Source organism: Gramella sp. AN32 (genome assembly GCF_023718305.1).
In the GTDB taxonomy this organism is placed as follows: domain Bacteria; phylum Bacteroidota; class Bacteroidia; order Flavobacteriales; family Flavobacteriaceae; genus Christiangramia; species Christiangramia antarctica.
Genome location: NZ_QEYO01000026.1, coordinates 25,607 through 38,511, shown reverse-complemented (window position 1 = coordinate 38,511; position 12,905 = coordinate 25,607). Strand labels below are relative to the sequence as shown.

The window sequence follows — 12,905 nt, the reverse complement described above, 5'->3', positions numbered from 1 at the left end:
TACAGGCCCTCTCAATGAGGGTACTACTTTTTTTTCATAACTTTCAATCTTATGTTAATACCTACTTAAAGGTAGTGAATAGTGATCTAATGATTGCTTGAAGCTACCTTTAGGTTTAGTTCAACAATGTGTATAGCCCTGTGAATCCTAAGTACAAAGTACAATTCTGAAAGCAATTCACAACGGTGAAGGTGAATAACCTAAAATCTTCAATCCTGTGAATCCTAAGTACAAAGTACAATTCTGAAAGCAATTCACAACACGATGATCTTTCATATGGAGCTAATGCGCCTGTGAATCCTAAGTACAAAGTACAATTCTGAAAGCAATTCACAACAGGCAATAACGAGCCGGCATAACCGTTACACCTGTGAATCCTAAGTACAAAGTACAATTCTGAAAGCAATTCACAACCGCACCCACCACAGGAGCAAATCAGATTATCCTGTGAATCCTAAGTACAAAGTACAATTCTGAAAGCAATTCACAACAGATCCTCGAATATAAGGAAGTTCACGGCCCTGTGAATCCTAAGTACAAAGTACAATTCTGAAAGCAATTCACAACTTTAGCGGCCTTTTCAAATCAAAACAACCCCTGTGAATCCTAAGTACAAAGTACAATTCTGAAAGCAATTCACAACAAAACGGAGGTTATGATATTAAGCACATTGCCTGTGAATCCTAAGTACAAAGTACAATTCTGAAAGCAATTCACAACCTAGATTTGCTTTGGACGTTTTAGAATCTGTCGCCTGGCTTTTTATCCAAAATGCTAACAACCTGTCCTTATTTGATCATCAATTGAATGTCGGTTATACAATCCAAATTTTCTAAAGGATTGCATTCTTTTAGGGCAGAAAACGGATATACATATAGATTTTTCCTTTATAAAAATTACTTCTTAATTTTATATTCTTTTATTTGGTTTAATTTCAAATTTCATATCGAAAAATGTAGATTATTGTATGGGTCCATTCAGAAAAATAATTGTGTATTCATTAATGGTGCTTTATTTCATTTTAAGCCATCAATTATTTTCACAGGAACATCCTCCAATAATCAATTTCCAGCCTTCTGAGTATAATGGTGAAAACCAAAACTGGGGAATATCTCAGGATGAGAATGGCTTCATCTATATCGCCAACAATGATGGCCTTTTAGAATTTAATGGAGCCAGATGGAGTTTATACAAAAGTCCCAATTTTTCGATAATGCGTTCGGTTTTAGCTTTTGATGGGTTAATCTATGCCGGGTATCATCGTGAATTTGGTTTTTGGAAGAGAAATAATTTGGGAGTTTTAAAATATTCTTCTCTGTCTGATAGCCTTCCGTCGGAAATGTTTGAGGATGAAAATATTTGGAATATAAAACAGATTGACGAATGGATTATATTTCAATCTTACAACAGAATTTATTTCTATAATCCTGATACAGGAAAAATTACTTTCAATACAGATGTTGATAATTATTACAGGATTTTCAACGTTAGCGATCGATTATATCTTCAAAAAAAGGACAGAAGCGTTTATTTGCTGAGAAACGGGGAAGAAGAATTGATTACCCAACTGGGAAACGAGTTTGACGTTAGACTGGTTCTAAGCATTTTTGAAACCGATAATAAAAATCTTCTTTTTTTAACCAGAAAAAAGGGAATATTTATTTTAAAAAATTCAAAAGTTGAACAGTGGGATTTTCCTGCCAAGGAAATTATAAGTCAATATCAGATTTTTGGCGGGATCCAATTGAGAAATGGTAGTCTGGTTTTGGGGACGATTTCAAATGGCATTATTGTTCTGGATAGCACCGGAAACCTAAAATATCAAATAGATAAATCCAACAGCCTCGGAAATAATACCGTCCTCAGTCTTTTTGAAGATTCTAATAACAATGTATGGGCGGGGCTTGATAACGGTATTGATTGTCTAAATATGAATTCGTACATCACGGAATATTTTGATAGTTCCGGAAAATTGGGAACCATTTATGCTTCCGCAATTAAAAATGGAAATCTTTATCTTGGAACTAATCAGGGATTGTTTCTAAAGAAACTAAATGCAGAATCAAACCCAAGGTTGGTAGCAGGTACAAAAGGTCAGGTGTGGGCTTTAAAAACTCTTTACGGTGATTTGCTGTGTGGGCATACCGAGGGTACTTTTTTAATAAATGATGACTCCGCAACTTTAATAAGCAATGTTCAGGGAGCATGGGATTTCAAGCTAATTCCGGAACATCCAAATAAAATTTTGACTGGAAACTATCATGGATTAAGTATTCTGGAAAAGCTAAATGATACCTGGCGATTACGCAATGAGATCGAAGGATTTAAATATTCCTCCCGGTTTTTTGAAATTATGAATGGTAATGAAATTTGGGTGAATCACGAATATAAAGGGATCTTTAAATTAGAGGTAGATCCTGATTTTCAGAAGATAATTAGAACAGAATTATCTTCGAAAATACCAAAAGGAGAGAATTCAGGAATTTTAAAGTACAATTCAGATTTACTTTACTACACCAAAGATGGAATTTTTAAAATCGATACTAAAGCCGGAACAATAAGCAAGGATTCAATTCTCAACAAAATTGCTCTTTCTAACCAGTTTTTATCAGGTAAAATGATTGAAGATTCTAGTAAAAGGTTATGGACTTTTTCTAAAGAAAGCATCGTTTTTACTGAGCAAAGCCCTGTATATGGTGAAATAAATACTAAATCAATCCCACTTAATTTAGAATCAAGGAAGACTACGGTTAGTTTTGAAAATATTTTTGGGATAGGAGATGATAAATATTTTATTGGAGGTACTAATAATTACCTGCTCCTGGATCTAAAAAAACTTAACGATGCCGAACATAAGATTTTTTTAAATAGTGTTCTAATTGGTGGAACAGATGATAAATTTAATTTGGTTAATAAAGAAGGGAATTTGGAATTTCCCTATAATAAACGCTCGCTGCGATTTAGATATAGCGTTCCTAACTACCATAAATATGAAATTACATCCTACCAACATAGGTTAAAAGGAATGAGAGACGATTGGAGTGCCTGGGAAAATTCCCCATCAGTGTCTTTTGAAAAGCTTCCATTCGGCGATTACACTTTTGAAGTTAGATCAAAAATAGGTGAAAAACTTTCTAGTAATACAGAACAATTTGCCTTCACTATTAAACGCCCTTTTTACCTCTCCAATTTCGCGCTCCTTTGCTATATTCTTATAGCCAACTTATTGCATATTTTGTAAACAAATCCTACAGGCGCTTTTATAGAAACCGGCATGAGAAGGCTCTCCAAAAGAAACAGAATGAGATTGAATTAAATAATATTCAAAATCAAAAAGAGGTTTTCAAACTTCGGAATGAAAAACTTAATCAGGAAATTGAAGGTAAAAATAGGGAGCTGGCTATTTCAACAATGAGTATTGTTAAAAGAAATGAGGTTCTTAGGAATATCAAGAAAGAATTAAAGAAGAATACTTCTTTAAGTTCTGATAATGCGGTTTTCAAATTAATTAATAATAATTTAAATAGTAAAGAAGACTGGAAATTATTTGAGAATGCTTTTAATCAGGCTGATAATGACTTTTTTGCCCGAGTAAAAGAAAAGCATCCAGAACTTAATAATAATGACCTGAAATTTTGTGCATATCTTAGATTGAATTTATCTTCTAAGGAGATTGCACCACTACTAAATATTTCACCTAAAAGTGTCGAGGTTAGAAGATATAGACTTCGAAAAAAGCTGGATTTGTCCCATGAGATGAATTTAACCGACTATGTCCTCTCGATTTAATGTTAATTTAACCACTACAATTCCGCTACAATTCTAAAAAGCATACCCTACAAAAGAATTTAATCCGATATCGATTGCGCTGGAATATTAGAGTATTCTTAGAATTCCAATATTTCTTTTGAATTGTATGTTTTTTGTAGTTATAAATTTTGTGTATTCCTCATTATTTAGGTTTAGTTTAACATTCTATAACTTTTAGTTCAATTTGGTCTACCCATTTGAACATAAGTTTGAAAAAATCAACTAAATCGATGTTTATGAGATTAACAGAAAAATTAAGACATACTATAATAGTATGTATGGTCCTGGTCTCAGGTGTTATTTATGCCCAGACTGAAGTTACAGGAAAGGTTGTAGATGAATCTGGAATTCCGCTGCCCGGAGCAACAGTATCCGTGAAGAATACTTCTACTGGTGTAATCACGGACTTTGACGGTAATTTTAGTTTGACCGTTGCAGAAGATGCCGAAACCCTAGTAATTTCCTTTTTAGGTTTTAAGACCCTGGAAAAAGAAATTAGTTCAGATTTTATGACTATAACATTGGCCAGTGATGAAAGTCAGTTGGATGAAGTAGTGGTTGTGGGATATGGAACACAGAGAAAAAGTGATTTAGTAAATGCCGTGGCCACTGCGGACTTAGAGAAGGCGACATTAACACCTACATCAGATGTTAATGAAATGCTGAGAGGTAGGATTGCAGGTTTACAAGTAGATGTTGGCGGCGGAACGTTAAGGCCAGGTGGTACGTCTGAAATTATATTTAGGGGGCGTAGTTCAATAGAGGGCAGTGTGAGTGCAATATACGTGGTAGATGGAATTATTAGAGACGGAGGTATTGAAGATATCGATTCTGATGATATTGAATCCATTGAATTCCTCAAGGATGCCTCGGCTCAGGCTATTTATGGCTCCAGGGGGGCTAATGGGGTTGTTCTGATTACTACTAAGAGAGGAAAAGCTGGAAAGATAAGTGTAAATTATCATGGTTATGTAACCACCAAATCCATTGAAAGAAATTTCGATGTATATAATGGACAAGAATTTGCACAATTGCGCAGGGAAGCTGTAAGGTCAACCAATGCAGATGATACGTATTCACCCGATACGGATATTTTTTCAGAAATTGAATTGCAATCCATTGCCAACAACGAATTTGTGGATTGGGAAGATGAATTGGTAAGTAACGGTTCGGTAAACAGCCAGGCCATTAGTGTGAGCGGGGGTACCGAGCAAACAAAAGTATTTGGAAGTATCAATTACTTTAAGGAAGAAGGCATTATACCAACATCAAACTATACCCGTAAAACCTTCCGTTTAAATGTAGATCAAAGAATAAGTGATAAATTTTCGGTAAACTTTGATTTAAACCTATTGAATGACGATACGGAAAGGGCTGCAAATGTAAATGTGATAACCTTTTCCCCTTTAGGTAGGGCTTACGATGATGATGGAAATATCACACGATTTCCTAGTGGGGAAGAATCCTCCCCGGTAAATCCGATATTCAATCTTCGCGAGCAGGATAATGATGAAAAGGGTAATGATTATGTTATTAATATTACCCCTATTTGGCAGATAACAAACGATTTGCAATATCAATTGAAAGCAAACATGACTAGAAGAACCTCAGAGAGGGGTCAATATCAATCCTCTTTAAGCTCAGCGGGTGACGATGTAAACGGAATTGCCAGAATAGATAATCAATTACGGGAATCATACTTAATTGAAAATATTCTAACCTATGATAAGGAGATCAATCCGAAGCATAACCTGAACCTAACTTTGGTACAAGCTGCCCAGGAAGAGCAGTTCAGCAGAACTTTTACCCAGGCTGATGGCTTTACCAATGAGAGTTTAGGATATGACGGAATTACCAATGCAATTGGTAATGTAATCGTGGAACGGGATAAAAATAAAGTAAGATTAGCTTCTTTTATGGCTAGAGCTCGTTACAATTTAATGGACAAATATCTTTTTACTGCAACTGCGAGAGCAGATGGGGGTTCAGTTAATTCTGAGGATAATAAATGGAGTTTCAACCCGGCTGCTTCCATCGCATGGAAAATACATAATGAAAAATTTATGGAAGATGTAGATGTCGTTAGGGAATTAAAACTAAGGGCCAGTTATGGTGCTTTGGTGAACAGTTTAGGAAGGGCTTATACATCTCTGTTTACAGCAGATGGTCAGAATTATATTTTTGATGGGGAATCTGTTTCAGGATATTCTCCTTCAGTAATTTTACCAAACACAAATTTAAAATTCGAGAGGATCACCACCTTCAACCTAGGTTTGGACTTCTCTTTGTTTAATCGATTGTTGGTAGGTAGTTTTAATTATTATGATGCAAGAACAACAGATTTACTATTAAGAAGAGGTGTTCCGTCTATCACGGGATACCAATTCACTTATTTTAATGCTGGTGAATTGCAAAACACAGGTATTGAATTGGGTTTGACAGCTAACCTAATAGATACAGAAGACTTTAGATGGTCTGTCTCCACAAATTGGTCCAATAATCAAAATGAATTATTAGAGCTTTATAATGATGGGAATGGGGATCCTATTCTTGGTGATGATACCTTTAATTATTATGTGGGCCAGCCCATAGGTGTACTTTATAACTACCAATTTGATGGCATATTCCAGGAAGGCGATGATTTCGAAAATGCGCCTCAGGCAAATCCGGAGTCAACACTGAGCCAGGAAAACCTACGGCCGGGGGATATTAGGATTAAAGATGTGAATGGCGTGGACGCGAATGGAAATGTTACGGGTGTTCCAGATGGTAAAATAACCCCGGAAGATCGGGTTTTTATAGATCCTAATCCAGATTGGTTTGGATCACTCTCAACCAACATTGCTTACAAAGGTTTTGACTTGTTTGTTGACTTTTACGCGGTGGAGGGAGCAACCAAAAGAAATCCCTTCCTATCAGATTTTAATAACGGGGGTACACTTTCAAGTAAATTAAATGGCGTGAAGGTACCATATTATACCCCGGAAAATCCTTCAACAACATTTCCAAGGCCTAATTTTGATACGGCACCTCAATACCTAAATTCACTTGCTATTAAGGATGCCTCTTATGTTAGGTTAAGAACACTAAGCCTTGGATACACACTGCCTGAAGGTATATTTTCTAATCTCAGCATCGATCAAATAAGGTTCTATGCCACAGCAACAAATGTATTTACCAATACGGATTATATAGGATACAGCCCCGAAGTAAATATTAGGAATACTTTTTCTAATGCCGACACCGGTTATCCAGACGCAGGAAGTTTTACGTTTGGAGTGAAAGTTAAACTATAAAAGAAAAATATCATGAATACGAAAAATGTTTATAGAAAATTAAAAACAATCCCATTACTTGTCATTATGTTCTTTTTTGTAACCTCTTGCGAAGATTATTTGGAAGAACAACCAAGCACATTAATTGATTCAAATTATATATATACTACTGAAGAAGGGCTAAAATCGGGGGTAGTAAGCCTGTACAAATTCAATAGGGACCGTTATGATAGACGCATCGAAGATTTTATGGGTGGGGTGCTGATACCATCACGCAGCGATCTGGCATTTAACAGGTCTGGATATCTTGGTTTGATTGGGAGATATCAAAGATTTGTATCACCTGTGGACCAGGGAGCCAATTTTGGGTCCGCATTATTCTGGAAGCATTTTTATAACATTGCCAATAGGGCAACAGATATTATCAATGCAGCGGAAACTATACAGGATATTAATGAGGATGTAAGAAATAAAGTAATAGCTGAGGCTAAATTCTTTAGGGCAAATTCATACTTCTATTTATACAGAATGTATAATAATATTTACGTCACCACAGAATCTGTAACTGTGGATAATGCTTTTGATGTCATAAATAATCCTTCATCGCAAGAAGAAATATTTGCACTATTGAATAGTGACCTTCAGTTTGCTATAGATAATTTAGAGTGGAACGACCAATTTGGCCGTGTGACCAAGGGTACAGCAAAACATGTAAAAGCAAAAGTAGCTATGTGGCAGGGCAATTGGGAAGAAGCAAAGTCACAGGCAATTTCGCTTATTGAAGAAGGGCCACACAGCTTAATGCCCACTACTGCTGAAGTATTTGCGGGAGATAGAAATAATGCGGAACAATTATTTGTTGTGCAATCCCAGGATGATCTATTGGGAGGTGGGGATTTTACCATGCTAAATGCTAATTACATTACCCAATATTTTCAAATACCGGGCATCGAGGCAAATGTGGAGCAAGGCGGGAGAGGTTTTTCAAGAATACTGCCCAACCGTTATTTGTTGAATTTGATTGCCGAAGATTCAATGGATACCAGGGATGATAATACCTATTTTAGATTAGAATATTTCTATACGTCTGGAGACAGTATTGGTAAAAAAATTAATATTTATAAGCCTATTTCAGATGAAAATCCTGAGGGAGTTGAGGTCGAAAGGTATTATCAAAGGCTTCATCCTTCTAATTTAAAATTTGCCCAGAAAGATGATAATCCAGATTCCTATCTGCAAAGAAGCAATATTATGGTATACAGGTTGGCAGAAACTTATTTAATTGCTGCAGAAGCCATTATGAGGTCGTCGGGAGATCCTTTACCATATATAAATGCCATAAGAACCAGAGCTGGAGCAGCTGAATTGACCAGTGTGGATGAACAGGCAATTTTAGATGAACGTGCCCGCGAACTGGCTTTTGAAGGGCAACGTTGGTTTACTTTAAAAAGGATGGGACAAGACGTTATAAATCGCCAAATCACTAATTATGCTGGTGATGGGGAATTCTTTCCCAATAATTTTGGTGCGGAGAGGGACCCAAGAGAAAACTGGAGGCCCCATTATATAAATTTCCCAATTGCTCAAATCGATTTAGATTTATTAGGGCCTAGCTATCCGCAAAACCCAGGTTATTAATTTTAGTTTTAGTTGTTATCGGGGGTCCATCCCTACTACCGGATCCCTGATAATTTTAAAAATATCTTCTGAAATAAGCTATAACCAAATTCGGCATCATCGGAAACGATTATTGGCGTCTCAAACTTCAAAGGTATCAGGCCGATTAAAAACAAATAAATATAAACAGATGAATAAAATATTTTTTTTTGTCATCATATTGTTCTCATTCTCTGGATATACTCAGGATTTACCTGTAAGCTCTAAAACAGATTCCATTTCCAGTAAAACCAAAAAATGTTGTAATAAAGAGGTCTGTAATATGTCTAATACTACTGCATATGAAGGAATGCAATTAGTATGGAACGATGAATTTGATTACACGGGTAAACCTGATGCGGAGAAATGGAGCACTGAAGAAGGTTTTAAACGCAATCGTGAAAAACAGTATTACACTGCGAATAAAAAAAATGTACGTGTGGAAGATGGTTTTTTAATTTTGGAAGCTCATAAAGACTCCGTTCCAAATACAAATTTTGAAAGTGATACCACTAAAAGGTGGCAGGAAAAATGGCGTTACGCAGATTATTCATCTGCCAGTCTTACCAGTAAGGATAAAGGGGAATGGAGATATGGCAGAATTGAAATCAAAGCAAAGTTACCTAAAGGAAAGGGCTTGTGGCCCGCCATCTGGATGTTAGGTGAAAACTGGAAGGAAATTGGCTGGCCAGAAACTGGTGAGATAGACATCATGGAACATGTGGGCTATCAGGCAGATTCCATATTTGGTACCGTACACACCAAGACCTTTAACCACATGAAGGGAACCCAGCAGGGTAAAAAAATATTTATTAAAGATCCATACGATTCTTTTCATGTTTTTGCCATTGACTGGACACCCAATAAGATTGATTTTATAATGGATGGCCAAGTGTACAATACCTTTGAAAACCGTCATAAAACTACCGATGAATGGCCATTTGATCAAAAATTTCATTTAAAACTAAACATTGCTGTTGGCGGAATGCTGGGAGGTAGAAAAGGTATCGATGAGACTGTATTTCCCCAAAAAATGCTGATAGATTATGTTCGTGTTTATAAAAAGCAACCTCAACAATATTCGGTGATGACCTATAATATTCGTCTGGATGTAAAGTCTGATGGTGAAAATGCATGGCCTAACAGAAAAGACTTTTTACTAAACCAGGTAAAATTCTACGAACCTGATATTTTGGGAACTCAGGAAGGGCTTCCGCATCAAATTAATTTTCTAAACGAGAATCTGGATCATTATAAATTTATTGGAGAAGGCAGGGATGGAGGAAACAAAGGAGAATATTCAGCGATTTTCTATAATTCAGACAAATTAAAAGTTCTGGAAAATGGCACTTTCTGGCTGTCTGACACTCCTGAAAAAGTTTCGAAAGGTTGGAACTCTGCATACATCAGAATATGCACTTATGGATTGTTCCAAAATTCTAAAACAAAAGAAAAATTCTGGGTTTTTAATACTCATTTGGACAACAAAGGGCAGGAAGCCAGACTACAATCTGTCGATCTAATCACCCAAAAAATCGCAGAATTGAATATTAAAAAGTATCCGTTCATAATCACAGGTGATTTTAATGTAGAGCCAAATGATGAGGTTATACAAAAGTTTGAACAGTTCACTCAAGACTCTAAAATGATGAGTAAGAAAGTGGTTTTTGGACCTAATGGAACTTTCAATGGATTTCAATTTTCAGAACCTGTAGATAGAAGGATAGACTATATCATGTTTGGCAAAGGCTTCGGACTTTCAGTTGAAAAATATGGGGTGCTAAGCGATTCTAAAGATTTAAAGTATCCATCAGATCATTTGCCGGTTTATGTTGAATTCAATTTAAAAGACACCTCTAATGAATAAAATAAATTCAGTTTTCATCTGTCTAATTATACTGATAGGGTATAGCATACAAGCTCAAAACTCTTCTAAAAATGATCATAAAATTGAAAAGGAAATTGATTCAATTTTAAAGTTGATGACTTTGGAGGAAAAAATAGGACAAATGACTATGTATAATGGTAGTTGGGATCTTACAGGACCACCTGGTACTGTTAGCGCTAAAGATAAATTTGAAAAATTAAAAAACGGGAAGATTGGAGCTATGCTTAATGTGACTTCTGCAGAGGCAACTCGAGAAGCTCAAAAAGCGGTGATGGAGCATACCCGGCTAAAAATTCCACTTGTTTTTGGATATGATGTAATTCACGGTTATAAAACAATTTTCCCTATCCCTTTGGGTGAGAGTGCCAGTTGGGATTTGGAACTCATGGAGAAATCTGCATCAATTGCTGCAAAAGAAGCTTCTGCGGCAGGAATCCATTGGACATTTGCTCCTATGATAGACGTATCAAGAGATGCACGTTGGGGAAGAGTTATGGAAGGCGCCGGGGAAGATCCTTATTACAATAGCGTAGTGGGAGTTGCACGAATAAAAGGTTTTCAGGGAGACGATCTTTCGGCATCCCACACGATTGCTGCTTGTGCCAAACATTTTGCAGGCTATGGTTTTGCTGAAGCAGGCAAAGATTATAATAGCGTAGATATAGGAGTTTATGAACTGCATAATAGCATTCTTCCACCCTTTAAAGCTGCGGCAGATGCGAATGTGGCTACTTTTATGAATGCTTTTAATGAAATTGACGGAATTCCTGCAACCGCCCATAAATACCTGCAAAGAGATGTTTTGAAAGATGGTTGGAATTGGGAAGGTTTGATGGTCTCTGATTGGGGTTCTATTGGAGAAATGATCGCCCACGGTTATGCTCGCGATAAGACACATGCAGGGGAATTAGCAATAAAAGGCGGAAGTGATATGGATATGGAATCCAGCGCTTATGAAATTGGACTAAAAAACCTGGTTGAAGAAAATAAAGTTTCCATGGACCTTGTTGATGATGCTGTGAAGAGAGTGCTACGATTAAAGATGAAATTAGGCTTATTCAAAGATCCTTATAAATATTCTAATCTAGATAGGGAAGAATCGGAAATCTATACAGCAGCACATCAGGAAATTGCCCGTGAAGCTGGCAGAAAATCTATAGTATTATTAAAAAACGATACTATCCTGAACAACAATTCATCATTATTACCCTTAAAACCGAATCAAAAAATTGCGATTATTGGTGATCTGGCCGATGATAAAGATACGCCACTTGGTAACTGGCGAGCAAAAGCAGAAAGAAAATCGGCTGTTTCATTACTGGAAGGAATTAAAAATGCCATTGCTCCTGAGAACATAACGTTTGCCCAAGGCCCTGCATTTGTTATAGATGAATTAGAGGAAGGGAAGAGACAATTTTTATGGCCTTTAAAATTCAACGAAAGCGACACTTCCGGAACGGCAGATGCGCTGAAAATTGCATCACACGCCGATGTTGTAATTGTGGTAATGGGAGAAAACGCATATCAGACAGGGGAAGGAAGAAGTCAGGTAGATATTCAAATCAATAAGCTTCAGAAAGATTTTCTAAAAAAAGTGCGTAAAGCGAATCCTAATACCGTGCTGGTTTTAATGAATGGTAGGCCTTTAGATCTTAGCTGGGAATCAGAAAATATTTCTACTATTCTGGAAACATGGCACTTGGGATCCCAAGCTGGAAATGCTATTGCAGATGTTCTTTTTGGGAAATACAATCCCTCAGGAAAGCTACCTATTTCTTTTCCAAGGAGTGTTGGCCAAGAACCTTTATTTTATAATCAGAAAAACACTGGCAGGCCTTATAGTCAAAATACTGTAACATTTTCAGGCTATACAGATTCTGAGAAAACCGCCTTATATCCATTTGGATTTGGCTTAAGTTACACCTCTTTTAAATACGACAAGCTTAAGCTAAGTGATACTACCATGACCAAGAATGGTAAAATCCTCGCGTCTATAGAAGTTACTAATATAGGAGATAAAGATGGTGAGGAAGTTGTTCAACTTTATATTAGAGATCTTATTGGTAGTCTTACCAGACCTGTAAAAGAACTAAAAGGATTTAAAAAGTTAATGATTAAAAAAGGAGAGACAAAAACCGTTTCTTTTGAAATCACTAAAGATCAGCTAGAATTTTATACTGTAGATAAGATCTGGGATGTAGAGCCTGGAAACTTCCAATTAGGTATTGGGGGAGATTCCCAAATTAAATTAGGAGCTAAATTTCAGGTCAACTAGG

General features: G+C 36.4%; 6 protein-coding genes and 1 CRISPR repeat array. All 6 genes read left to right on the top strand.

Annotation, left to right across the window (positions count from 1 at the left end; genetic code table 11):
- Positions 1-214: 214 nt before the first annotated feature.
- A CRISPR array of direct repeats spans positions 215-720; the repeat unit is 47 nt; unit sequence CCTGTGAATCCTAAGTACAAAGTACAATTCTGAAAGCAATTCACAAC.
- Positions 721-991: 271 nt separating this feature from the next.
- Positions 992-3,241, top strand: coding sequence for a two-component regulator propeller domain-containing protein (locus tag DHD80_RS19040; protein WP_251743059.1), 2,250 nt, complete (start codon positions 992-994; stop codon positions 3,239-3,241).
- Positions 3,242-3,411: 170 nt separating this feature from the next.
- Positions 3,412-3,789: a LuxR C-terminal-related transcriptional regulator gene (locus DHD80_RS19035; protein WP_251743058.1), complete on the top strand. Its 378-nt coding sequence runs from the start codon at positions 3,412-3,414 to the stop codon at positions 3,787-3,789.
- A gap of 257 nt (positions 3,790-4,046) precedes the next feature.
- Entirely contained in the window at positions 4,047-7,106 is a 3,060-nt protein-coding gene (locus DHD80_RS19030) for a TonB-dependent receptor (protein ID WP_251743057.1), read from the top strand.
- A 12-nt stretch (positions 7,107-7,118) separates the two neighbouring features.
- Positions 7,119-8,723, top strand: a complete 1,605-nt coding sequence (locus tag DHD80_RS19025; protein ID WP_251743056.1) for a RagB/SusD family nutrient uptake outer membrane protein — start codon at positions 7,119-7,121, stop codon at positions 8,721-8,723.
- A gap of 169 nt (positions 8,724-8,892) precedes the next feature.
- Positions 8,893-10,608: a family 16 glycosylhydrolase gene (locus DHD80_RS19020; protein WP_251743055.1), complete on the top strand. Its 1,716-nt coding sequence runs from the start codon at positions 8,893-8,895 to the stop codon at positions 10,606-10,608.
- Positions 10,601-12,904: a beta-glucosidase BglX gene (gene bglX, locus DHD80_RS19015; protein WP_251743054.1), complete on the top strand. Its 2,304-nt coding sequence runs from the start codon at positions 10,601-10,603 to the stop codon at positions 12,902-12,904. Before DHD80_RS19020 ends, bglX begins: the two co-directional genes overlap by 8 nt.
- Position 12,905: the final 1 nt, after the last annotated feature.